Source organism: Massilia brevitalea (assembly GCF_030711405.1).
Classification (GTDB): Bacteria; Pseudomonadota; Gammaproteobacteria; order Burkholderiales; family Burkholderiaceae_D; genus Telluria; species Telluria brevitalea.
Map to the genome: position 1 here is coordinate 1 of NZ_JAULSI010000016.1, position 23,132 is coordinate 23,132.

At 64.4% G+C, this 23,132-nt stretch carries 17 protein-coding genes and 3 tRNA genes; 6 read left to right on the top strand and 14 right to left on the bottom strand.

Translation table 11 applies throughout. The features are described 5' to 3' along the window. Positions 1–136: 136 nt before the first annotated feature. The 11 genes from QWL29_RS11840 to QWL29_RS11890 form a co-directional block, all read right to left on the bottom strand. Positions 137–2,056 carry a SurA N-terminal domain-containing protein gene (locus tag QWL29_RS11840; RefSeq protein ID WP_305823098.1) on the bottom strand — a complete coding sequence of 640 codons (1,920 nt, stop codon included), beginning with the start codon at positions 2,054–2,056 and terminating at the stop codon, positions 137–139. A 112-nt stretch (positions 2,057–2,168) separates the two neighbouring features. Further along, positions 2,169–2,245 (bottom strand) — tRNA-Asp (locus QWL29_RS11845). A 19-nt stretch (positions 2,246–2,264) separates the two neighbouring features. After that, a tRNA-Asp gene (locus QWL29_RS11850) sits at positions 2,265–2,341 on the bottom strand. A 125-nt stretch (positions 2,342–2,466) separates the two neighbouring features. Continuing rightward, a complete protein-coding gene (locus QWL29_RS11855) occupies positions 2,467–2,739 on the bottom strand; it encodes an HU family DNA-binding protein (RefSeq protein WP_305823099.1) in 273 nt (90 codons plus the stop codon). A 527-nt stretch (positions 2,740–3,266) separates the two neighbouring features. After that, on the bottom strand, positions 3,267–5,672 hold the full coding sequence (lon, locus tag QWL29_RS11860) for an endopeptidase La (protein WP_305823100.1): 2,406 nt from the start codon (positions 5,670–5,672) through the stop codon (positions 3,267–3,269). A gap of 269 nt (positions 5,673–5,941) precedes the next feature. Beyond that, positions 5,942–7,210, bottom strand: coding sequence for an ATP-dependent Clp protease ATP-binding subunit ClpX (gene clpX / locus QWL29_RS11865; protein ID WP_305823101.1), 1,269 nt, complete (start codon positions 7,208–7,210; stop codon positions 5,942–5,944). A gap of 147 nt (positions 7,211–7,357) precedes the next feature. Next, positions 7,358–7,975, bottom strand: coding sequence for an ATP-dependent Clp endopeptidase proteolytic subunit ClpP (gene clpP / locus QWL29_RS11870; protein ID WP_267498632.1), 618 nt, complete (start codon positions 7,973–7,975; stop codon positions 7,358–7,360). A 76-nt stretch (positions 7,976–8,051) separates the two neighbouring features. Further along, entirely contained in the window at positions 8,052–9,392 is a 1,341-nt protein-coding gene (tig, locus tag QWL29_RS11875) for a trigger factor (protein WP_305823102.1), read from the bottom strand. A 31-nt stretch (positions 9,393–9,423) separates the two neighbouring features. Next, positions 9,424–9,510 (bottom strand) — tRNA-Leu (locus QWL29_RS11880). A gap of 331 nt (positions 9,511–9,841) precedes the next feature. Beyond that, on the bottom strand, positions 9,842–12,928 hold the full coding sequence (locus QWL29_RS11885) for an efflux RND transporter permease subunit (protein WP_305823103.1): 3,087 nt from the start codon (positions 12,926–12,928) through the stop codon (positions 9,842–9,844). Continuing rightward, on the bottom strand, positions 12,925–14,067 hold the full coding sequence (locus QWL29_RS11890) for an efflux RND transporter periplasmic adaptor subunit (protein WP_305823104.1): 1,143 nt from the start codon (positions 14,065–14,067) through the stop codon (positions 12,925–12,927). Before QWL29_RS11890 ends, QWL29_RS11885 begins: the two co-directional genes overlap by 4 nt. A gap of 172 nt (positions 14,068–14,239) precedes the next feature. Here QWL29_RS11890 and hpnC point away from each other — a divergent pair, with 172 nt between their 5' ends. The 6 genes from hpnC to QWL29_RS11920 all read left to right on the top strand — a co-directional run bounded on the left by hpnC (position 14,240) and on the right by QWL29_RS11920 (position 19,183). After that, complete coding sequence (gene hpnC, locus QWL29_RS11895; protein WP_305823105.1) at positions 14,240–15,049, top strand: squalene synthase HpnC; 810 nt, start codon at positions 14,240–14,242, stop codon at positions 15,047–15,049. A 97-nt stretch (positions 15,050–15,146) separates the two neighbouring features. After that, positions 15,147–15,980: a presqualene diphosphate synthase HpnD gene (gene hpnD, locus QWL29_RS11900; protein WP_305823106.1), complete on the top strand. Its 834-nt coding sequence runs from the start codon at positions 15,147–15,149 to the stop codon at positions 15,978–15,980. Then, positions 15,980–17,383, top strand: a complete 1,404-nt coding sequence (gene hpnE, locus QWL29_RS11905) for a hydroxysqualene dehydroxylase HpnE (RefSeq protein ID WP_305823198.1) — start codon at positions 15,980–15,982, stop codon at positions 17,381–17,383. The genes hpnD and hpnE overlap by 1 nt, the downstream gene beginning before the upstream one ends. 32 nt (positions 17,384–17,415) lie before the next feature. Continuing rightward, positions 17,416–17,565 carry a hypothetical protein gene (locus QWL29_RS11910; RefSeq protein WP_305823107.1) on the top strand — a complete coding sequence of 50 codons (150 nt, stop codon included), beginning with the start codon at positions 17,416–17,418 and terminating at the stop codon, positions 17,563–17,565. Further along, positions 17,558–18,370: a DUF1700 domain-containing protein gene (locus QWL29_RS11915; protein WP_305823108.1), complete on the top strand. Its 813-nt coding sequence runs from the start codon at positions 17,558–17,560 to the stop codon at positions 18,368–18,370. Before QWL29_RS11910 ends, QWL29_RS11915 begins: the two co-directional genes overlap by 8 nt. A gap of 9 nt (positions 18,371–18,379) precedes the next feature. Next, positions 18,380–19,183 (top strand): head GIN domain-containing protein, encoded by an 804-nt coding sequence (locus QWL29_RS11920; protein WP_305823109.1) that lies wholly within the window; start codon positions 18,380–18,382, stop codon positions 19,181–19,183. Between the two features lie 138 nt (positions 19,184–19,321). On the opposite strand, the gene QWL29_RS11925 is transcribed toward QWL29_RS11920, so the two are convergent. The 3 genes from QWL29_RS11925 to QWL29_RS11935 form a co-directional block, all read right to left on the bottom strand. After that, positions 19,322–21,313: a TonB-dependent receptor gene (locus QWL29_RS11925; RefSeq protein ID WP_305823110.1), complete on the bottom strand. Its 1,992-nt coding sequence runs from the start codon at positions 21,311–21,313 to the stop codon at positions 19,322–19,324. An 87-nt stretch (positions 21,314–21,400) separates the two neighbouring features. Next, positions 21,401–21,742 carry a hypothetical protein gene (locus tag QWL29_RS11930; protein WP_305823111.1) on the bottom strand — a complete coding sequence of 114 codons (342 nt, stop codon included), beginning with the start codon at positions 21,740–21,742 and terminating at the stop codon, positions 21,401–21,403. Positions 21,743–21,819: 77 nt separating this feature from the next. Beyond that, positions 21,820–23,073: a TIGR03862 family flavoprotein gene (locus QWL29_RS11935; protein ID WP_305823112.1), complete on the bottom strand. Its 1,254-nt coding sequence runs from the start codon at positions 23,071–23,073 to the stop codon at positions 21,820–21,822. Positions 23,074–23,132: the final 59 nt, after the last annotated feature.

The following is a 23,132-nucleotide window of genomic DNA, read 5'->3' on the forward strand; positions in this document are numbered from 1 at the left end:
ATCTTCTTCTTGCAAAACGGGTGGAGTCCATAGATACGGTCGCAGCCATCAAGATCTCTGCCGCCAACAATCCTCTGAACGTAAAAAAACCCGGCTGCTCACACAGCCGGGTTTTTTCATGCACGCATCGACAAGCTTACTCAGCCTGCTCCGCCGGCTTGGCGGCGCCGACATTGATCTTGGCCTTGTTCTTGACCTTGATCGCCTCGACGTAGTTATACAGTTCCGCCTGGCCGACCAGGCCGCCGATCTGCTGGGCTTCCTGGTTGCGGCGGGTGGTATCCACCTGGGCCGGCTGCGACACTTTGCCGATGCGGTACACGCCATAGCCTACACCCGGCACGTCCACGCCCACGTAGGCTGGCAGCTTCGTCACGTCGGCCTTGAACACGGCCAGCGCGCCGGCCGGGTGCACGGTCGGCTCCTTGGTGCGCGACAGGACTTTCGCCTCGCCGAAACCGGTGGCGTCGCCCGCTGCCTTGGCGGCGGCCAGCTTGGCTTCGCCAGCCTGGCGTGCCAGGCGCAGCGCTTCTTCCTGGGTCACGCGCTGGCGGATCGCCGCTTCGACTTCGGCCAGCGGACGCTTGGTGGCCGGCTTGAATTCGACCACGCGGCCGGCAACCAGGGTCGCAGGCGCCACTTCGACGGCTTCGGTATTGCGCTTGTTCTTGATCGACTCGTTCGAGAACAGGGCGGTCAGGAATTTGTCGTTGTTGTACGGTGCGGTGCCCAGGGCCGGGTTCGCCTTGCGGCCGAGGCCCTCGACGGTCTGGATCTGCAGGCCCAGCTTGTCGGCGGCCGGCTTCAGGCTGTCCGATTGCTCGTAGACGATGTCGTTGAAGCTTTCCGCCAGTTCCGAGTATTTCTTCGACAGCGCCGACTTCTTCAGTTCTTCAGCGATTTCAGCACGGGCGGCGTCCAGCGGCTTCTGCACCGACGGCTTCACCGAGGTGAGCTTGATGATGTGGTAGCCGAACTCCGATGCCACGATGCCGCTGACTTCGCCATCCTTGAGCTTGTAGACGGTCTCTTCGATTTCCTTGACCGGATAATTGCCCTTCTCGATCGCGCCCAGGTCGCCGCCCTGCGCCGCCGAATCGGTGTCCTGCGACTGGGTCTTGGCGATGGTGGCGAACTCGGCCGGATTCTTGCGCACTTCGGCCAGCACCGCTTCGGCCTTGGCCTTGGCGGCGGCTTCCTCGGCCGGCTTGGCGTCGCGCGCCTTGTTGATCAGGATGTGGCTGGCGGTACGCTGCTCGGGCGTGACGAAACGCTTCTGGTTGGCGTTGTAGAAAGCAGTGACGTCGGCGTCGCTCACCTTCACCTGGCTTTCGACGGCCGCCGCGTCCAGCACGAGGTACTCGGCTTTCACCTGCTCCGGAATCTGGAACAGGGTGGCGTTCTTGTCATAGAAGGCCTTGACCATCTCGTCGGTGACTTTGACTTGCGGCAGGTAGTTCGCAATCGGGAACAGCAGTTCCTGGACTTCGCGTTCCTGGTCGTTAATGTCGGAAATACGGCTGGCCACCGAACGCGGCGCGAAGGCGGTGCTCTGGATCGAACCGGCCAGTTGCTGGATCGCCATGTCGCGGCGCATGCGCGCGTCGAACATCTCCGGCGTCATGCCCTGGGCGGCCAGCGCGGCCTTGTACTGGTCCATGTCGAAGCTGCCGTCCGGCTTCTTGAAGCCAGGCAGGGCCTGGATCGCGTTGACCAGCGCCCCGTCGGCCACGGTCAGGTGGGCGCGTGCGATTTCGGCGTTCACGGCGCGTTCAGCCACCAGGTTGTCCAGCACTTCGCGCTTGGCTTGCGGGGTGTCAAACAGCTTCTGGTCGAATTGCGGACCCATCTGCTGGCGAGCCTGGTCGATCTGGCGGCGCTGGGCATCGTCCCATTCCTGCTGGGTGATGGTACGGCCGTCGACGGTGGCCACGCCGGCGGCGCTGTCGCCGCGGTTCTGGTAGCTGTCGACACCGACGAGAACGAAGGACGGAACGATGATCAGGCCGAGCACACCGTACATCACGCGTTTGTTGTTACGTACAAAATCAAACATGGTCACCAATCACTCAGGAAATGGCCTTAAAGCACAGTTAAAAAAAAAGGCGAACTCGCGTTCGCCTCTTCTTATTGAGGCGCCTTTCGTGGCGCCCCGGTACAACTGCATCTGGCGGAGCGGACGGGGCTCGAACCCGCGACCCCCGGCGTGACAGGCCGGTATTCTAACCAACTGAACTACCGCTCCAGAATCTGTGTATGGTGAGTGGCGGAGCGGACGGGGCTCGAACCCGCGACCCCCGGCGTGACAGGCCGGTATTCTAACCAACTGAACTACCGCTCCACTTCACATACTAGGTACTGCATACCAGGCCGCAGAAAGCAGAGAGGCCAAAGCTTCCCACTTCGCGAGACACACAGTCTCGCTTTACTGCCTGGTTTTCTCTGCATGTCGCTGCAGAGAAGGCATTAGTTTACAGCATCTTTTAGCGCTTTACCAGCCTTAAATTTCGGAACCTTTGCAGCTTTAATCTTGATCGGTTCCTTGGTGCGCGGATCGCGGCCGGTACGTGCTGCGCGCTCGCCCACGCTGAAGGTGCCGAAGCCGACCAGCGTGACACTGTCGTTCTTTTTCAGGGTGCTGGTCACCGCTTCGATCATGGCGTCGAGTGCGCGCGTTGCCGAGGCCTTGGTAATGTCCGCGGATTTCGCGATTTCTTCGATCAGTTCAGTCTTGTTCACTCTATTCCCTCTTGTACGTTCTGACGCGGCGGCGCTGCGCCTTCCTGCAAAAAACTGCAAGCGCGTATTAAACAAGGGGGATTTGCTTCTGTCAAGCAACACGTATAAGCGCTGACATATCTCGATATCGCGATCCGCATGGCCATTACCGTATCGGATTCGCGATACGTAGGGTGGGCACTCCGTGCCCACGCGGAACGATGAGCATTGTTGGCGTATCAAACTGCATATTGTTAACGCTATAAGTACTGCCACTCCTCGATCGATCATTTCAGGCGGCAAACTCCGGACGAGCACGTAACCGCGTGGGCACGGAGTGCCCACCCTACGAGGTTGTAAAAAAATGGCCATGGCGGCGTTGCCTCGTCTCGCCGTACGCTCGTACTGTCTTCGACTCGGCGCCTTGCCCTGACCATTTTTTCACAACCTCTACGATATCGGGCGACCGTGTCCATACCAACATCCCGGCAAGGCAAAAAAAGAGGCGCCACCTGGGCGCCTCTTCATTGACTGCGATCTACCGACAATCAGTGCTTGACCACGTCGCCCTGCCCTTCGGCTGCCGGGGACGGCGTCACCGACACCGCCGGCACATCGGCCAGGGCTTCCGGCTGGCGCTCCAGCGCGATTTCCAGCACTTTCTCGATCCAGCGTACCGGCACGATCTCGAGCTTGTTCTTGACGTTGTCCGGAATCTCGGCCAGGTCCTTCACGTTCTGCTCGGGGATCAAGACCGTCTTGATGCCGCCGCGATGCGCCGCCAGCAGCTTCTCTTTCAGGCCGCCGATCGGCAGCACTTCGCCGCGCAGCGTGATCTCGCCCGTCATCGCCACGTCGGCGCGCACCGGGATGCCGGTAAAGATCGACACCAGCGCCGTGGTCATCGCGATACCGGCGGACGGACCGTCCTTCGGCGTCGCGCCTTCCGGCACGTGGATGTGGATGTCGCTCTTCTCGAACACCTCGTTCTTGATGCCCAGGCGCTGGGCACGCGAACGCACCACGGTGCGGGCCGCCTCGATCGATTCCTTCATCACGTCGCCCAGGGTACCGGTGCGGATGATGGCGCCCTTGCCCGGCACGTTCACGGCTTCGATGGTCAGCAGGTCGCCGCCGACTTCGGTCCAGGCCAGACCGACCACCTGGCCGATCTGGTTGTCCTTCTCGGCCACGCCGAAATCGTAGCGGCGCACGCCCAGGAACTTGTCCAGGTTCTTGCCGTTGACGACGATGGCTTTCTCGCCCTTTTTCAGCAGCAGCATCTTGACGACCTTGCGGCAGATCTTCGAGATTTCGCGTTCCAGCGAACGCACGCCCGCTTCACGGGTGTAGTAGCGGATGATGTCGCGGATCGCCGATTCCTCGACCTTGATCTCGCCGTCGCGCAGGCCGTTCGCCTTGACTTGCTTCGGCAGCAGGTAGCGCTGGGCGATGTTGGTCTTTTCGTCTTCGGTGTAACCCGACAGGCGAATGACTTCCATCCGGTCCAGCAGTGCCGGCGGGATGTTGAACGAGTTCGAGGTCGCCACGAACATCACATCCGACAAGTCGAAGTCGACTTCCAGGTAGTGGTCCGAGAAGGTGTGGTTCTGCTCCGGATCCAGCACTTCGAGCAGGGCCGACGACGGGTCGCCGCGGAAATCCGCACCCATCTTGTCGATCTCGTCGAGCAGGAACAGCGGGTTGCGCACGCCGACTTTTGCAAGCGATTGCAAAACTTTACCTGGCATCGAGCCGATGTAGGTACGGCGGTGGCCGCGGATCTCGGCTTCGTCGCGCACGCCGCCCAGGGCCATGCGCACGAACTTGCGGTTCGTGGCGCGGGCGATGGACTGGCCCAGCGAGGTCTTACCCACGCCCGGAGGACCGACGAAGCACAGGATCGGCGCTTTGAGCTTGTCGACGCGCTGCTGCACCGCGAGGTATTCCAGGATGCGTTCCTTGATCTTGTCGAGACCGTAGTGCTCGGCTTCCAGCACTTTCTCGGCATTTTCCAGGTCGTTGGCAACCTTGGATTTCTTTTTCCACGGCAGCGACACCAGGGTATCGATATAGTTGCGCACGACGGTGGCTTCGGCCGACATCGGCGACATCAGTTTCAGTTTCTTGATCTCGGCGGTGGCCTTGTCCATGGCCTCCTTCGGCATCTTGGCGGCGATCACTTTCTTTTCCAGCTCGTCGATGTCGGCGCCGTCTTCGCCTTCGCCCAGTTCCTTCTGGATGGCTTTGACCTGCTCATTCAGGTAGTACTCGCGCTGCGATTTTTCCATCTGGCGCTTCACGCGGCCGCGGATGCGCTTTTCCACTTGCAGGATGTCGAGCTCGCCTTCCAGCTGGCCGAGCAGGTGCTCGAGGCGCTTGGCGACGTTGAAGATTTCCAGGATCACCTGCTTCTGCTCGAGTTTGAGCGGCAGGTGCGCGGCAACGGTGTCGGCCAGGCGGCCGGCGTCGTCGATGCCGGCCAGCGAGGCGAGGATCTCCGGCGGGATTTTCTTGTTCAGTTTGACGTACTGGTCGAACTGCTGGACGATGGCGCGGCGCATGGCTTCGACTTCGGAGTCGTCGCCGATTTCCGAACGCACCGGGGTCAGCTCGGCCACGAAGTGGGTTGGAGCGTCGGTAATGTGATCGATACGGGCACGCTGGGCGCCTTCGACGAGCACCTTCACAGTGCCGTCAGGCAGTTTCAGCATTTGCAGGATGTTCGCGACGCAGCCGATCTCGTAGATGTCTGCGGCGGAAGGTTCGTCTTTGGCAGCGGCCTTTTGGGCAGCGAGCATGATGCTCTTGCCCTGCTCCATCGCAGCTTCCAGGGCTTTGATCGATTTCGGGCGGCCAACGAACAGTGGTATCACCATATGGGGAAACACGACCACGTCGCGCAACGGCAGGAGGGGCAGCGTCGTTTGCTCGGTTAATTTCGAAGTTGTCATGGCATACCTTATAAAAAGCGTGTAGACGATGTTGGGCGCACACGGTGAAAACACAAGACCGGCCATCGAATATTTCTTGAAATTAAAAAGACATTCAAGAAGAGCAAGCCGGCCGCGCCAATAAAATCCCCAGTTTCAAATAAAAAAGCCACTGCACGGCTCAGCGCCGAGAGTGGCTTTTCGATTGAAGCCGGATGCTTTTATTGAGGTAAATTGTACCTTCAAGCTCCCGGCGCACAAGTGGATTTGTGCTTTCCGTGCGGAATTTTTTAGTTTTCGCCGGAGGCTTTTGCTGTTTCGCTGTAAATCAGCAAAGGTTTGGCGCCATTCGTGATCGTATTTTCATCAACCACAACCTTGACCACGTTTTGCTGGTTCGGCAATTCGTACATCACGTCGAGCAATGCGTGCTCCAGGATCGAACGCAAGCCCCGGGCGCCGGTCTTGCGCGCCAGTGCTTTTTTCGCAATTGCGTGCAAAGCGGCTGGGCGAATTTCGAGTTCCGCGCCTTCCATTTCCAGCAGTTTCGAATACTGCTTGATGAGCGCATTCTTTGGCTCGATCAGGATCTGGATCAGTGCTTCTTCCGTCAATTCATTCAGCGTGGCGACCACCGGCAGACGGCCAACCAGCTCAGGAATCAAACCGAACTTGATCAGGTCTTCCGGCTCGGCTTCCATCATGATTTCGCTGTTCGAGCGCTGGGTGCTGCTCTTGACGCTGGCTGCGAAACCGATGCCGCCCTTTTCCGAACGGTTCTGCACGATCTTGGCCAGGCCGTCGAAGGCGCCGCCGCAGATGAACATGATGTTGGTCGTGTCGATCTGCACGAAGTCCTGGTTCGGATGCTTGCGCCCGCCTTGTGGCGGTACCGAAGCCATCGTGCCTTCGATCAGTTTCAGCAGTGCTTGCTGCACGCCCTCGCCCGACACGTCGCGCGTGATCGACGGATTGTCGGACTTGCGCGAAATCTTGTCGATTTCATCGATGTAGACGATGCCGCGCTGGGCCTTTTCCACCTCGTAGTTGCAGCTTTGCAGCAGCTTCTGGATGATGTTCTCGACGTCTTCGCCCACGTAGCCGGCTTCGGTCAGCGTGGTGGCGTCGGCGATGACGAAGGGCACGTTCAGCATGCGCGCCAGGGTTTGCGCCAGCAGGGTCTTGCCGGAACCGGTCGGGCCGACGAGCAGGATGTTGCTCTTGGCGAGTTCGACGTCGTCCTTCTTGCCGAGGTGTTTGAGGCGTTTGTAGTGGTTGTAGACCGCGACCGACAGGATGCGCTTGGCAGTCTGCTGGCCGATCACATACTGGTCGAGCAGTTCGGCGATCTCGTGCGGGGTCGGCAGGTCGGACTTGGCGCCCGCCACCGATTCGACGTTCGATGTCTCGTCACGGATGATGTCGTTGCACAGGTCGATGCACTCGTCGCAGATGAAGACCGATGGTCCGGCGATGAGCTTTTTCACCTCGTGCTGACTCTTGCCGCAGAACGAGCAGTACAGAAGCTTTTCGCCGCTGGAGGATTTTTTGTCAGACATGGGGGCAGGTTTCTATTGAATATGGATATAACGTCATGACGACGCGTGCGCTGTCGGCGCACACACCCTCATGCTACCCGAAATAAAAAACAAACGCCCGAACGTGTTTGCGCCCGGGCGTTTTTCAGCAACACCTTGTGGGGTGCATCAAGCGCGATTCGTCAGAACCTTGTCGATCAGGCCGTATTCCACGGACTCTTCCGCCGACATGAAGCGGTCGCGGTCGGTGTCCTTGTGGATCTGCTCGATGGTCTGGCCGGTGTTGTCGGCCATGATGCGTGCCAGGCGCTCGCGCAGGTACAGGATTTCCTTGGCCTGGATTTCGATATCCGACGCCATGCCCTGCGAGCCGCCCGACGGCTGGTGGATCATCACGCGCGAATTCGGCAGCGAGAAACGCTTGCCTTTCGCACCCGCGGCCAGCAGGAAGGCGCCCATCGACGCCGCCAGGCCGGTGCACAGGGTGGAGACGTCCGGCTTGATGAAATTCATCGTGTCGAAGATCGCCAGGCCTGCGGAAACCGAACCGCCCGGGGAGTTGATGTAGAGCGAGATGTCCTTGTCCGGATTTTCGCTCTCCAGGAACAGCATCTGGGCGACGATCAGGTTGGCCATCTGGTCGTTGACAGGACCGACCAGGAAAATCACACGTTCCTTCAGCAGGCGCGAGTAAATGTCGTACGCGCGCTCGCCGCGGCCGCTTTGCTCCACGACCATCGGCACGAGGCCGAGTGCTTGGGTGTCCAATGCCGGATTATGGTTCATACCTGTCTGGTTCCTTGAAAAAGAGGCTTGTAAAAAAATTGAAGGGCAGGCCCGAACGATGAGCCTACCCATCCAATCAAGCCTGTGGGTTGCTACCCATCAATTCATCGAAAGCGATGGTCTTGGTGCCGACCTTCGCCTTGCCAAGTACATAGTTAACGACGTTTTCTTCCAAAACAAGGCTTTCGACTTCACCCAGGCGGCGGCGGTCGCTGTAGTAGTACTTCAGGACTTCCTTCGGATCTTCATAGCTCTGTGCGAAGTCTTCGATCTGGGCCTTCACCTGCTCTTGGGTAGCTTGCAGGTTGTTGTCGGCGACCAGTTGCGACAGGATCAGACCCAGGCGCACGCGGCGCTCGGCCTTTTCGGCGAACAGTTCGGTCGGGAACGGCAGGTTCTTGACGTCCATGCCGCGCTGGGCCATGTCCTGGCGGGTCTGCTCGGCCAGGCGCTGCGAATCCTGCTCGATCATGACCTTCGGCACGTCCATCTCGGTCACTTTGACCAGGGCGTCCATCACGGCTTCCTTGTTGCGGGCCTTGATGCGGGCGTTGACTTCACGCTCGAGGTTGGTCTTGATGTCGGCGCGCATTTTTTCGATGGCGCCGTCTTCGATGCCCAGCGACTTGGCGAACTCGGCGTCGACTTCCGGCAGGTGCGCCCATTCCAGGTTCTGCAGGGTGATGGTGAACTCGGCGGTTTTACCGGCGACGTCCTTGCCGTGGTAATCCTCAGGGAAAGCCAGCGGGAAGGTCTTGCTCTCGCCGACTTTCAGGCCCACGGTTGCGGCTTCGAATTCCGGCAGCATGCGGCCTTCGCCCAGCACGAAGCTGTAGCCTTCGGCCTTGCCGCCGTCGAATTCGACGCCGTCGATCTTGCCGACGAAGTCGACGGTCACGCGGTCGCCATTGGCAGCAACGGCTTCGCCGCCGTCGCCGTGTTCGCCGGCTTCGCCCTTGGTGTGGTAGTGCACGCGCTGCTTGCGCAGGATGTCGATGGTCTTGTCGATTTCGGCATCGCTGACTTCGGTAGCGATGGTTTCGACTTCCACAGCGGCCAGGTCGCCGACCTTGACTTCAGGGAAGACTTCGAAGGTGGCGTCGAAAGCCAGCATGCCTTCGGCTGCTTCTTCTTTCGGCTCGATCTTCGGGAAACCGGCAACGCGCAGGCCAGCTTCGTTGGCGGCGTCGTTGAAGGCGCGGCCGACGCGGTCGTTCAGCACGTCCGATTCGATCTGGTAGCCGTATTGGGCTGCGACCATTTTCAGAGGCACTTTGCCCGGACGGAAACCAGGAGCCTTGGCGGTCTTGGCCTGCTTCTTGAGGCGTTTTTCAACTTCCGTACGAACATCGCTCAACGGAAAAGTGATCGTCAAGCGGCGCTCGAGTTTATCCAGGGTTTCGACTGCAGTTGCCATCGTAAAAATCGTCCAAAAAAATAATTATTCGTGGTGCGAGGAGGGGGACTCGAACCCCCACACCATTGCTGGCGTCAGGACCTAAACCTGGTGCGTCTACCAATTTCGCCATCCTCGCGCAGGATTGCATATTGCCACAAAAACAAAGGGCGCCCGACAGTAGAAACCGGCCGCCCTGCACTCCATTGTCTAGGGGCTACAACTTCAACCCGGTATTTTACTGGATTTTCTGACACTGGAGGGAGTGAATTTTGCTGGGGTGCGAAGGGGTTTATTCATGCATATGTGGGATATGGTTTTCATGCGGTGTTAATGCGGTTGAATTCGCCGATATTCGAATGGTGAGACCGCGTGGGCACGAGTGCCCACCCTACGAACGGCGGATATAGGTAGGGTGGGCACTTGTGCCCACGCGGTATCGCACGGTGGAATGTCGAAACGCCCGCAAATTATCGCACCGGCTTTTTCACCCTGAACCACGCCGCGTACAGCGCCGGCAGGAACAACAAGGTCAAGGCAGTCGCTACCAGCAAGCCCCCCATGATCGCCACCGCCATCGGCCCCCAGAACACGGAGCGCGACAGCGGAATCATGGCCAGCGCCGCCGCCGCCGCCGTCAGCAGGATCGGCCGGCAGCGGCGCACCGCCGCTTCGATAATCGCATCCCAGGCCTCGGCCCCGCCCTTGATGTCCTGCTCGATCTGGTCGACCAGGATCACGGAATTGCGGATGATCATGCCGAACAGCGCAATCACGCCCAGGTTGGCGACAAACCCGAACGGCCGACCCAGCAGCAGCAAGGCCATCGCCGCCCCCGCCACGCCCAGCGGCCCGGTGAGGAATACCAGCAGCGAGCGCGAGAAGCTGTGCAGCTGCAGCATCAGCAGCGTGAACACGATGAACAGCACCAGCGGCACGTTCGCCGTGATCGAGGCTTCCGCCTCCGAACTGTCGGCCGCCGCGCCTTCCAGCGTCACGCGGTAACCGGCCGGCAATTTGGCCCGGATGCCGGCCAACTGCTCGCCTACCTGCCCGGACACGGTGGGCCCCTGGATACCGGCCACCACGTCCGACTGCACCATGATTGCCCACTCCCTGCCCTCGCGCCAGATCACGCCCGGCTCCCAGACGAATTCCACGCGCGCCACCTGGCCGAGCGTCACCGAACGGCCCGAGGCGGTCGGGATATTCGTATCGCGCAGCACCGTAATCGTCGAACGCTCTTCCAGCGGCTGGCGTACCACGATGTCGATCAGCTCGTTGGTTTCGCGGAACTGGCCGACGGTGGTGCCCGTCAAAACTGTTTGCACCGAGCGGCGCACAAGTTGCGTCGTCACGCCGAGCGCACGCAGCTTGTCCTGACCGAGGTCGAGGCGCAAGACCTTCACCGACTCGTTCCAGTTATCGTTCACGCCCACCGCATTCGGATTCGCGCGCAAGACATCCTTCACCTGGTCGGCCACGCCGCGCACCACGCCGATGTCCGGCCCCGCCACCTGGAACTGCACCGGATACGGCACCGGCGGCCCGTTCGGCAGCAGCTTCACGCGACCGCGCACTTCCGGGAACTCCTCGCGGAACACTTTTTCAATCCTGGTCAGCAGCTCCTGCCGGTGCGCCGCGCTGGTGGGCAGCACCACGAACTGCGACACGTTCGACTGCGGGAAGATCTGGTCCAGCGGCAGGTAGAAGCGCGGGCTGCCGGTGCCGACGTAACTGGTGATGCTCTCCACGTTTGGCTGCTTGCGGACAAACGTCTCGAACTTCTTCACGAGCGCCTCGTTGGCGGCAAAGCTGGTCCCTTCCGGCAGCCACATCTCGACCATCAGCTCGGGGCGGCTGGAATCCGGGAAGAACTGCTTCTCGATGAACTTGAAGCCAAAGACGCCGAGCGTGAACACCGCCAAACTGAGCACGATCGTCGTCTTGCGGAACTCGACGCACCAGGTCACCAGTGCACGGAAGCGCCGGAACATCGGCGTATTGAATACGTCGTGCTCGGAATGCCCCTGCCCGTGCGGCTTCACCTTCAGCAGCAGGAAGCCGATGTAGGGCGTGAAGGTCACGGCCACGATCCACGACACGATCAGGGCGATCGCATTCACCGAGAACATCGAGAAGGTGTATTCGCCGGCCGCCGACTTGGCCAGGCCGATCGGCAGGAAGCCGGCCGCCGTGATCAGGGTCCCGGTCAGCATCGGGATCGCGGTCGAGGTGTAGGCAAAGGTGGCCGCCTCGAAGCGCGACAGGCCCTCCTCCATCTTCCGCACCATCATCTCGACCGCGATGATGGCGTCGTCCACCAAGAGGCCAAGCGCGATGATCAGCGCCCCCAGCGACACCTTGTGCAGCGAGATGTCGAACATGCGCATGAAGAGGAAGGTAATCGCCAGCACCAGCGGAATGGTCAGCGCCACCACCAGGCCGGGGCGCACGTCGATGCGCAGCTTCGGTTTCGTGTGCAGGCCGAGCGCCAGGAAGCTCACGGCCAGCACGATGATCACCGCCTCGATCAGCGTGTGAATGAATTCGCTCACCGATTCGGTGACGGCCTGCGGCTGGTTCGACACGCGTTCGAGCTCGATCCCGACCGGCAGCTGCGAGCGGATGCGCGTGACGGTGCTGTCCAGCGATTCGCCGAGCGCGATGATGTTCCCGCCCTTTTCCATCGACACCCCCAGGCCGATCACTTCCTTGCCGTTGAAGCGCATCTTGTCCTGCGGCGGGTCCTGGTATTCGCGTTTCACGACGGCGAAGTCGCCCAGGCGGAAGGTGGTATTCCCGGCGCGCAGCTGCAGGTCTTCGAGTTCCTTGGCGGTGCGGATCGCGCCCGTCACGCGCACCTGCAAATTGTCGGTCGGCGTCACCAGCACGCCCGAGGCCTCGATGCCGTTTTGCGTGGCGATCTGGTTGACGATCTGCTCGAAGGGCACGCCCAGCTGGGCGAACTTCTTGTTCGAGAACAGGATGTTGACCTTCTCGTTCTGCACGCCGAACTGCTCGACCTTCGCCACCAGCGGCACCCCGAGCAGCTGCTGGCGCACGAAGTCGGCGTAGTCCTTCATCTCGGCATAGCTAAAGCCGTCGCCGGACAGCGCGAAGATCGAGCCGTAGGTGTCGCCGAATTCGTCGTTGAAGAAGGGGCCGATCACGCCCTGCGGCAGCGTGGCCTGGATATCGCCGATCTTTTTCCGTACCTGGTACCAGGAATCGGGCACGTCCTTCGGCGGCGTCGATTCGCGCAGCTCGAGGATGATGGTGGTTTCGCCCGGCTTGGAGAAGCTGCGGATGCGGTCGATATACGGCGTTTCCTGCAGCTTGCGTTCCAGCTTGTCGGTGACCTGCTCGGCCATCTGCACGGCGGTGGCGCCCGGCCAGACGGCGCGCACGACCATGGCGCGGAAGGTGAACGGCGGGTCTTCGTCCTGGCCCAGCTTCTGGTAGCTGAGGATGCCGCCGATCAGCAGCGCGGCGATCAGGTAGCGCGTGAGCGGAATGTGTTCGAGCGCCCAGCGCGACAGGTTGAAGCCCTTCATTTCTGGGCTCCACCGCCCGCACCGGCGGCAGCAGCCTCTGTATCGCCGCGGCGGGCAACATCGGCAGTCAGGATGCGCACCTTCTGGCCATTGCGCAGCAGGTTCACGCCCGCCGTCACCACGGTCTGCCCAGGCTGCACGCCGGCGCCGAGCAGCACGTCGTTACCCGCCTGGCCGGCAATCTGCACCGGCACCAGCTTCACGACATCCTTCTCGACGATCCAGACGCTCGTCACGCCTTTCTGGTGATGCAGTGCGGTGAGCGGCGCGCGCAGGCCGCCGGCGCCGCTGCGCGAGGCGATTTGCACGGCGGCCGTCATCCCCAGGCGCACGTCGGCGCGCGGCGGGATCGCCACCTTGACCGTGTAGGTGCGGGTGGCGGCATCGGCCACCGGCGACACTTCGCGCACCTTGCCGGCGATCGCTTCGCCAGGATTGGCCCACAGGCGCACCGTCACCGAATCGACCTTGCGGATATCGTCGACGCGGTCTTCGGGAATGCCGATCACGACTTCCATTTCGTCGGTGCGGGCCACGCGCACCACCGGCGTGCCGGCAGTGACGACCTGGCCGACCTCGGCGTCGATGCCGGTCACCACGCCGTCGATGTCGGCAACCAGGTTGCTGTAGCCGGCCTGGTTCGACTGGCCACGGAAACCGGCACGGGCGGCATCGGCCTCGGCCTGGGCTGCGCGCAGGGCAGCGCGTTTCGAGTCGAGCACCGACTGGCTGACGAAATTCTTGTCGCGCAGTTCCTGGTAGCGCTTGTAGTCGGAGTTGGCGAGGTCGCGGTTGGTTTCGGCGGCGCGCAGGCTGGCCTGGGCCTGGCTGGCGGCCAGCTTCAGGTCTTGCGGGTCGAGCTGCATCAGCACGTCGCCCTTCCTGACGGTGGCGCCGATGTCGACCTTGCGCTCGACGATCTTGCCGGCCACCCGGAAACCCAGGCGCGACTCGATGCGCGGACGTACTTCGCCGGAGAATTCGGCGCTGGCGCCCGCATCGCCCTGGGCCAGCACGATGGCGCGCACCGGGCGCACGTCCTCGGCTTTGGGCGCCTCTTTCGAGCAGGCGGACAGGAGCAGTGCAGACAAGGTGCACAGGGCGGCCAGCGGCCGGCGCAGTCGGGTCGAATCGGACACGTCTTATTCCTTTTGATTGCGGTGTTCGGATACGGGCCACTGACGCGGCCGGGAGCAGGCTGGTCTCTGACAGCCTCGACGCATTATCCATGCAAATCGAAGCTGCCCAAAGCCCGGCAATTATAATCATGCTCACACTTAGCGTAAATGACCCGCCAGTCAACAGATTTGCATGCCCGTCGACCACTACGAAAACTTCCCTGTCGCCTCGATCCTGATGCCGCGCCGCCTGGTGCCCGCCGTCGAAGCCATCTATGCCTTTGCGCGCGGCGCCGACGACGTGGCGGACGAGGGCGATGCCACGCCGGCCGAGCGCCTGGCCGGCCTGGCCGAATACGGAGCGGCGCTCGACGAGATCGCCGCCGGCCGCACCCCGGCGCACCCGATGTTCGCACGCCTGGCCGGCGTGGTGCGCCAGTTCGACTTGCCGCTGCAGCCGCTGCGCGATCTGCTGTCGGCCTTCCGCCAGGACGTGGCGACCACGCGCTACGCCGATTACGCCCTGCTGCTCGACTACTGCCGCCGCTCGGCCGACCCGGTCGGGCACCTGATGCTGGCCCTGTACGGTGCGGTGAACGAGCGTAACCTGGCCGACTCGCATGCGATCTGCTCGGCCCTGCAGCTGATCAACTTCTGGCAGGACGTGGCGGTCGACATCGAGAAGGGCCGCATCTACCTGCCTTTGGCAGACCTGGACCGCTACGGCGTCAGCCACCACGACTTACGTACCGGCGTCGACACGCCGGCCTGGCGCGCGCTGATGGCCTTCGAGGTCGAGCGCGCGCGCGCCCTGATGCTGAGCGGCGCGCCGCTGGCGAAGCGCCTGCCAGGCCGCATCGGCTGGGAGCTGCGCCTGATCGTGCAGGGCGGGCTGCGCATCCTGGAGCGGATCGAGCAGGCCGAGTACGACGTATTCCGGCGCCGGCCGAAGTTGTCGAAGGCCGAATACGCGCTGATGGCCTGGCGCGCACTCCGGATGTAAGCAGCGGTAGCGGCATGAAAGCAACAATTGCCATCCCCAGCAGTGCGCGCTTCGGCTAAGATAGCGGATTCGCATCGCCAAATATTGCATCTTTTACATGTCTCCTGACGAATACTGCCAGCAAAAGACGGTCCAGAGCGGTTCCAGCTTCTATTACAGCTTCCTCTTCCTCGAGCCTGCGCGCCGGCGCGCGATCACCGCGCTGTACGCGTTCTGCCGCGAGGTCGACGACACCGTCGACGACGCTACCGACAGTTCCGTCGCCCGTATCAAGCTGGCCTGGTGGCGCACCGAAGTGTCCGCCATGTACAAGGGCACGCCGACCCACCCGGTGACCCAGGCCCTGCAGCCGCACCTGACGGTCTACAACTTGCAGGAGCAGCACCTGCAGGCGATCATCGACGGCATGGAGATGGACCTCGACCAGAGCCGCTACCTCGATTACCCCGGCCTGAAGAAATACTGCTGGCATGCGGCCGGCGTGGTCGGCATCCTGTCGGCCAGCATTTTCGGCTACAAGAACCCGCAGACGCTGGAGTACGCCGAAAAGCTCGGCCTGGCCTTCCAGCTGACCAACATCATCCGCGACGTCGGCGAAGATGCGCGCAAAGGCCGCATCTACCTGCCGGTGAACGAACTGCAGCAGTTCGGCGTTACCGCCGCCGACTTGCTGAACACGCGCCACAGCGAGAAGTTCGAAGCCCTGATGGCCTTCCAGACCGAACGCGCCCAGAAGATGTACGACGAAGCCCTGGCTGCGCTGCCGAAGGAAGACCGCGGCGCCCAGCGTCCGGGCCTGATGATGTCGGCCATCTACCGCACCCTGCTCGATGAGATCGCGCGTGACAACTACCACGTGCTGACCCAGCGCATCTCGCTCACGCCGCTGCGCAAGCTGTGGCTGGCGTGGAAAACCTACGTCCGCAACTGATGGCCGCAACGAAGACTGCCCTGCGCGTGGCCGTGGTCGGCGGCGGCTGGGCCGGTTGCGCCGCCGCCGTCGAACTGGTGCACAAGGGCGCGCAGGTGACCCTCTTCGAGGCGGCGCGCACCCTGGGCGGCCGCGCGCGCGGTGTCGAAGTCCAGGGCAAGATGCTCGACAACGGCCAGCACATCCTGCTCGGCGCCTACCAGGACACCATCAAATTGATGAAGCGCGTCGGCGTCGACCCGAACGCGGCCCTGCTGCGCCTGCCGCTGCAGATGCGCTATCCGGCCGCCAGCGGCGGCATGGACTTCGTTGCCCCGCGCCTGCCTGCACCCTGGCACATGGCAATCGCCCTGCTACGCGCAAAAGGCTTGTCGCGCGAAGACAAGCTGGCCCTGGCGCGCTTCACCACCAGCGCGCGCTGGATGCGCTGGGGCCTGAACGACGACGTACCCGTCAGCGTGCTGCTGGAGCGCTTCGACCAGACCGAGCGCCTGATCCGCCTGATGTGGCGGCCCTTGTGCCTGGCCGCGCTGAACACGCCGCCGGAGCGGGCCTCCGCCAACGTCTTCCTGGCCGTGCTGCGCGATAGCCTGGGCGCGAAACGCGCAGCGTCCGACATGCTGATCCCGCGCCTGGAACTGGGCGCCCTGTTCCCGCAAGCCGCCGCGCGCCATATCGAGTCTAAAGGCGGCGCAGTGCGGCTGGGCGCCAAGGTCGCTGCGCTGGTACGCAGCGGCGCCGGCTGGGAAGTGCAGGCCGGCGACAATCGGGAATCCTTCGACGCCGTGGTGCTGGCCACGCCGCCGACGCAAACCGCCGCCCTGCTGGCGGCGGCGGGCGAAACGGCCATCGCCAAGCAGATCGGCGCCTTCGACTACGAGCCGATCGCCACCTGCTACCTGCAATACGACGCGAGCCTGCGCCTGCCGCTGCCCTTCTGCGCCCTGGCCGATGCGCCGCATGACCGGCAGTTCGGCCAGTTCGTGTTCGACCGCGGCCAGCTGGACCCGAACCAGGCCGGCTTGCTGGCGGTGGTGGTCAGCGCCGCCGGCGCCGCCGCCGCGCTCGGCCAGGATGCGCTGGCCGCCGCGGTGGCCGCGCAGCTGGCCGCGGCGTTCAGGCAGCCGGCCCTGGCTGCGCCGCTCTGGAGCCGGGTGATCACCGACAAGCGCGCTACGTTTGCCTGCACCCCGGGCCTGGCGCGTCCCGGCAACGCCACCTCCCTGCCCGGCCTGGTGCTGGCCGGCGACTACACCGCCAGCGACTACCCTGCCACGCTCGAGTCGGCCGTGCGCAGTGGGCAAGGCGCCGCCGCGGCCATCCTCGCCTACGCCCGCCTGCCCCGCGAAAACAACAGCCTGTCGCACGCTCCTGGCGACCGCGCGACCGGTTCCGTAGAGTAGCAACATCGGAAACCCCCATCGTGGACAGGAACATGACTTACCAACTCGGAATGCGCACCCTGGGCCTGCTGGCCGTGGTCGCCGCCAGCACGGCGGCCCTGGTCGTGCCCGAATGCTTCGGCGGCCAGGCAGACGCCAACGGCCCGGCGCTGCGCGCCATCCTCCTGCTCGGCCATGCCTGAGGCTAGCGCCATCGCCATGGGCAAGCTGGAATACCTCGACGCGCTGAAACGCGCCATGCTCGGCCTGCCGCCCGAGCTGCAGGCCAAGACCCTGGCCTGGTACGAGCAGCGCTTCGTCGACGGCGCCGCCGCCGGCCGGCTGGAAACCGAGGTCGCGCGCGAACTCGACGACCCGAAGAAGGTCGCCCTGACCCTGCGCGCCAACAGCCACATGGCCGCCTTTGCCGAGCAGAAGAACCCGGCCAATCTCCTGCGCCTGTGCGTCTCCGTCATCGGCCTGCTGATCTTCAATCTGTTCATGGCGATTCCGGCCGCCGTCTTCGGCTCGCTGCTGGCCGCGCTGTACGTGACGGCGCTCGCCTTTTATGTGGGCGGCATCGCGATCACGGCCAGCGGCCTGTCCGGCGCCAGCGAACTCGTACTCGACGGCCCGCTGCGCCACGTCAGCTTCGGCGACGGCGGCGCGAGCGAGCGCGTACGCACCCGCATCTCGATCAGCGAGACCGGCATCGCGATCGACGACGCCGGCGACGAAACCAATGCCGGCGCAGACACCGCCGAGGCCGGCGCCCAGGCCGCGGAATCGTCGCGCGTGGTGCGCGGCGCCGAGCGCGTGGCCGGCAGCAGCGTGCGCATCTCGACCGACATGGACGAGGACGCGCGCATGACCCAGACCGTGCTCGGCTTCGCCCTCGTATTGGGCGGGATCGTGCTGTTCCTGGTGTCGATCGTGGTCACGCGCTACGCCGCCAGCGGCGTCAGGCGCTACCTGCAGATGAACATGTCGCTGTTGCGCGGCAGCTGAGGAGAACCGATGCGCGCCCTGTTACGAGTCGGCTTCGCCCTGCTGGTCCTGGCCTGTGTGCTGATCGGCCTGACCTACACCATGCTGCGCGCCCAGAGCGTGGCCACCCGGCCCGAGGGGCGCAGCGTCACCAGCGAGACGCGCAGCGTCGGGCGCGACGTGCGCGCCATCGAACTCGGCGCCCCGGTCGACCTGGAGGTGCGCTACGGCCCCCAGCCCGGCCTGGTGGTGCGCGGCGAGGAACGCCTGCTGCAGAACATCGAGACCAGCATCAGCGACGGCGTGCTGCGCATCGGCACCCGCGGCATCCTGCTGCGCCACCGCCAGCCGCTGGAAGTGGAAGTCACCCTGCCGATGCTGGAACGCCTGGCGCTGGACGGCAGCGGCGACACCCGCATCAACGGCTTCTCGGGCGAACGCATCGACCTCTCGTTGAGCGGCTCGGGCAGCGTCCAGTTCAACGGCCGCTACCGCCAGGCCAGGGCCGTCCTGCACGGCAGCGGCGACCTGAGCGTGGACGCCGGCAACAGCGACAGCATCGAGGCCGAGCTGATGGGCTCCGGCACGCTCAGCCTGGCCGGCGCCACGCGCCGTTTCAAGTACGAGGGCAGCGGCACCGGCACCCTCGACGCCCAGCGCCTGCGCACCGAAGAGGCGCAGCTGCGCCAGAGCGGCTCGGGCGACGCCAGCATCACCGTGCGCGACACCGTGAACGCCGCCGTCAGCGGCAGCGGCGACATCGACGTGCACGGCGAACCGTCGCAGCGCAACGTCAGCCGCAGCGGCAGCGGTACCGTGCACTTCGTCGAATAGGGCGAGCTCCCGAAGTACGTAGGGTGGGTTCTTGAACCCACCAGTATGCCGAAGGCGCATGTGGTGGGTTCGAGAACCCACCCTACGGCTCAGGATGCAGACGGCGCGTGTGGTAGGTTCGAGAACCCACCACACCGCTCAGAACTTCGCCCGCACCCCGAACACGAAGTTCCGCCCCGGCAGCGGCGCAATGTCCTTCAGCACCGAGGTCGACACGCGGATATCCTCGTCCAGCAAGTTCTTCGCCAGCAGGAACCAGGTCAGGTCCGTGCTCGCGAGGTGCTGGGTGTAGGAGACGTTGGCGTTGAGCCCGTTGTAGGCCGGAGTGGCCGTGGTTTCGGACACCGCCAGGCGGTCCTGGCCGCGCGCATGCACCAGCGACAGCCCGCCACGCCAGTCGCCCTGGCGGTAGCCGATGCTGGCGCCGATGCGGTCGGCCGGCTGCAGCGGCAGGCTGCCGCCGGCATCGAGCTTGCCGCGCGAGGTGTCGGCGAACAGGCGGCCCGACCAGCCGGCGCCGGTCTGGTTCCAGGTGACTTCGGCCTCGGCGCCGCGGATGTGGGCGTCGGCCTGCTCGAAGCTGCGCAGGCGCAACGCGTCGCCCGGATTGCCTTCCTCGTCGACCAGGCCGCCACCGATGCGGCCGTAGATGAAGTCGGACACGTTGTTGCGGTAGGCGTTCGCCTTCCAGCGCAGCAGGCCGTTGGTCTTTTGCACCGACAGTTCGATGTTGCGCGAGATTTCCTTGTCCAGATCCGGGTTGCCGATGTCGAAGGTAGCGGTGGCGTCGTGCGGGCCGCCCGAATACAGTTCCTCGATGGCCGGCGCGCGCTGGGCGTACGACACGGTCGCGCCCACGCTGTAGCCCGGCGTAAACGGCCAGGCGGCGCCCAACGACCCGGAGCCGAGGTCGAAGCTGCGCTTGAGGTTGCCGACCGGGTCGCGCTCGACGTTCTCATAGCGCAGGCCGGCGCTCAGGCGCAGCGGGCCGGCGTTCGCTTCCTCGACGAGGAAGGCGGCGGCGGTCTTCGAGTGCGTGACCGGCACCGTGTCCGGGCCGCCTTCGGCGTTGAGGGCCGAGAAGTGGGTGTTCTCGGTCTGCACGCCGAAGGTGCCGTGCAGGCCGGCGACCGGTGCGTGCGCCAGCTCGGCGCGCGTTTCCAGCGAGCGGTTGGAGAACAGGACTTCGGGGCCATCCTCGCCCAGCTCGGCGTGCCGGTAATCGGTATAGCCGGCCTTGAAGCGGAAGGACTCGAAGCCCGCCAGCGGCGCTTTCACCAGGCTGTCGAAGTCGTAGCGGTCCTGCTTCTGGTCGATGCGCGAGCCTTCCAGGCTCGGGATGCCGTACAGGTTGCTCTGGTGCGCAGCGGACAGGCCGGCATAGCCCCAGTCGGCGATCCACGAACCGCCGACGCCGATTTCCTTCGCTTGCGTCTCCGAGTTCGGCAGGCGCTTCATGCTGGTGGACGGGTCGTCCAGCACGCGGTCGCCGGGAATCTTGTAGTCGTTCGTCTCGCGCCAGTTGGCGTCCACGTGCAGCGCCACCTGGCCGCTGGCGCCGTCGACGCTGGCCGAAGCATTCCGGCTGTTGTCCACCGTGCCATAGCGCGTTTCCACCTGGCCGGTGGGCTTGGGTTCGAGCGCGGTCGGGATGCGTTCGTTGACGATGTTGACCAGGCCGCCGATGGCGCCCGAACCGTACAGCAGCGCCGCCGGGCCGCGCAGGATCTCGATCTGGCGCGCCACCGCGCCCTCCGAGGCCACCGCGTGGTCGTTCGACAGGCCCGAGACGTCGTTGGTCGCCATGCCGTTTTCCAGCATCTTGACGCGCGAACCTTCCATGCCGCGGATTACCGGGCGCGAGGCGCCGGCGCCGAAGGCCGAGGCCGAGACGCCGAGTTCCTGCGACAGGGTTTCGCCGATCGAGCTGCCGGTCTTGTCGCGCAGCTCGTCGCCAGCCAGCACCTTCGCCGGCGTGAGGATCTGGTCGTCTGCGGCGCTGCGGAAGGGGGAGGCGGTGACCAGCACCTGGGGCACAGCGTCGTCGTGGGTATGGGTGGCTTGCGCGAAAACCGGCGCATTGAAGGCAAGGAGGATCGCGCTGGCGATCAGCGTACGTGGAATATTCATGGTGGTTCAACCTCTGGCAAAACGGATAACATGCGGCGCTGCCAGGGCGCGTCGGCCGTGGCAGCGAATAAATGAACGGCAGTGTTATCAGGCTTGCGGCGGGCCGCGCGGCTGGAAGACGCAGGTATGGAGCGGCTGGATGCCGGCATCGCAGGCGCCGGCCGGCGTGCCGAAGGCGAGCTGCAACGGGGCAAAGGCGAGCGCCGGCAGCGGCAGCGCAAAGGCAAGCTGGGCGCTGTCCATGCACAGGGCGCAGGCGTCGTGCGCGGCGCCGCCCGGCAGCTTGCCGGGTTTGGCCACGGACTCGCTGGCCGAGGCTGCGGCCGTGCTGCGCGCGCCGCCCCAGTCCGTTGCCACGTGCAGCATCGACGCCTGCTGCGCAAGCAGCAGCAGGAGCGACAACAGGACGTGGACAATGGAACGGGGCATGGAAGAACGGGCGACGGCGAATTCGAACGGCAAGCGGGCATTCTAACCGGAACGGCAGGCGCTTGCCCGTGGTGTTGTTACCTCAACGCGCTGCGCTCACTCAGCCAGCGCAGCACGCCGGCGCCGGCAGCGCGGCCGCTGGCGAAGCAGGCCGTGAGCAGGTAGCCGCCGGTCGGCGCTTCCCAGTCGACCATTTCGCCGGCCACGAACACGCCGGGCGCCGCCTTCAGCATGCCATTGCCATCCATCGCTTCGAAGCGCACGCCGCCGGCGCTGCTGATCGCCTCGTCGATCGGGCGCGCGCGCTTGAGCACCAGCGGCAGCGCCTTGATCGCCCCCGCCAGGCGTTCGGGATCGTTGTAGCCGTCCGCATCCAGGCATTCGCGCAACAGGCCCGCCTTCACGCCCTTGATCCCGAGCCGGCTTTGCAGGTGGCTGGACATCGAGCGCGCGCCGCGCGGGCGCAGCACCTCGGCGCGCACGCGCTCATGGTCGTGGTCGGGCGCGAGGTCGAGCCAGATCGTGGTGTGTCCGCGCGCCGCGATCTGGTCGCGCAGCGGCGCCGACAGGGCGTACACCAGACTGCCCTCGATGCCGCTGGCGGTGACCACGAACTGGCCCTGGCGGCGCTCGCGTTCGCCCGTGCGGTTCTCGTACTCGACCGCCACCGTGATCAGGGGTGCGCCGGCGTGCTTCTCGCTGAAGTGGGCGCTCCAGTCGGTGTCGAAGCCGCAGTTGGCCGGAACCAGTGGCGCGACCTCGACGCCGCGCGCGGCCAGCAGCGGCACCCAGGCGCCGTCCGAGCCGAGACGCGCCCAGCTGGCGCCCCCCAGGGCCAGGATGGTGGCGTCGGCCGCGACCAGCGTCTCGCCATCCGGCGTGGCGAACACCAGCTGCCCGTCGCGCCAGCCCTGCCAGCGGTGGCGCGTGTGCAGGCGCACGCCGGCTTCGCGCAGCCGGTGCAGCCAGGCGCGCAGCAGCGGCGCGGCCTTCATCCCGAGCGGGAACACGCGGCCCGAGGTGCCGACGAAGGTGTCGATGCCGAGGCCGTGGATCCAGTCGCGCACGTCCTGCGGCGTGAAGCCGCGCAGCCATGCATCGACCGCGCCGCTGCGGGCGCCGTAGCGGGCGACGAAGGCATCGTAGGGCTCGGAATGCGTGATGTTCATGCCGCCCTTCCCCGCCAGCAGGAACTTGCGTCCGCTCGAGGCCATCGCATCGTAGACGTCGACCGCCACGCCCTGCGAGGCCAGGACTTCGGCGGCCATCAGGCCGGCCGGGCCGCCGCCGACGATGGCGACGCGGAAGGTGGAGGAAAAAGAGACGGACATACTGAAAAGCGGCGACTGTGGGAGGCCGCATTGTAGTCGAGATTGGGGCGCAAAAAATA

Bases quoted from the DNA above. Each gene is read 5' to 3' on its own strand.
- QWL29_RS11840 (WP_305823098.1), bottom strand. From the start codon at position 2,056: ATGTTTGATTTTGTACGTAACAACAAACGCGTGATGTACGGTGTGCTC.
- lon (WP_305823100.1), bottom strand. From the start codon at position 5,672: ATGACAACTTCGAAATTAACCGAGCAAACGACGCTGCCCCTCCTGCCG.
- clpX (WP_305823101.1), bottom strand. From the start codon at position 7,210: ATGTCTGACAAAAAATCCTCCAGCGGCGAAAAGCTTCTGTACTGCTCG.
- clpP (WP_267498632.1), bottom strand. From the start codon at position 7,975: ATGAACCATAATCCGGCATTGGACACCCAAGCACTCGGCCTCGTGCCG.
- tig (WP_305823102.1), bottom strand. From the start codon at position 9,392: ATGGCAACTGCAGTCGAAACCCTGGATAAACTCGAGCGCCGCTTGACG.
- QWL29_RS11885 (WP_305823103.1), bottom strand. From the start codon at position 12,928: ATGAAGGGCTTCAACCTGTCGCGCTGGGCGCTCGAACACATTCCGCTC.
- hpnC (WP_305823105.1), top strand. From the start codon at position 14,240: ATGCCCGTCGACCACTACGAAAACTTCCCTGTCGCCTCGATCCTGATG.
- hpnD (WP_305823106.1), top strand. From the start codon at position 15,147: ATGTCTCCTGACGAATACTGCCAGCAAAAGACGGTCCAGAGCGGTTCC.
- hpnE (WP_305823198.1), top strand. From the start codon at position 15,980: ATGGCCGCAACGAAGACTGCCCTGCGCGTGGCCGTGGTCGGCGGCGGC.
- QWL29_RS11910 (WP_305823107.1), top strand. From the start codon at position 17,416: ATGACTTACCAACTCGGAATGCGCACCCTGGGCCTGCTGGCCGTGGTC.
- QWL29_RS11915 (WP_305823108.1), top strand. From the start codon at position 17,558: ATGCCTGAGGCTAGCGCCATCGCCATGGGCAAGCTGGAATACCTCGAC.
- QWL29_RS11920 (WP_305823109.1), top strand. From the start codon at position 18,380: ATGCGCGCCCTGTTACGAGTCGGCTTCGCCCTGCTGGTCCTGGCCTGT.
- QWL29_RS11925 (WP_305823110.1), bottom strand. From the start codon at position 21,313: ATGAATATTCCACGTACGCTGATCGCCAGCGCGATCCTCCTTGCCTTC.
- QWL29_RS11930 (WP_305823111.1), bottom strand. From the start codon at position 21,742: ATGCCCCGTTCCATTGTCCACGTCCTGTTGTCGCTCCTGCTGCTGCTT.
- QWL29_RS11935 (WP_305823112.1), bottom strand. From the start codon at position 23,073: ATGTCCGTCTCTTTTTCCTCCACCTTCCGCGTCGCCATCGTCGGCGGC.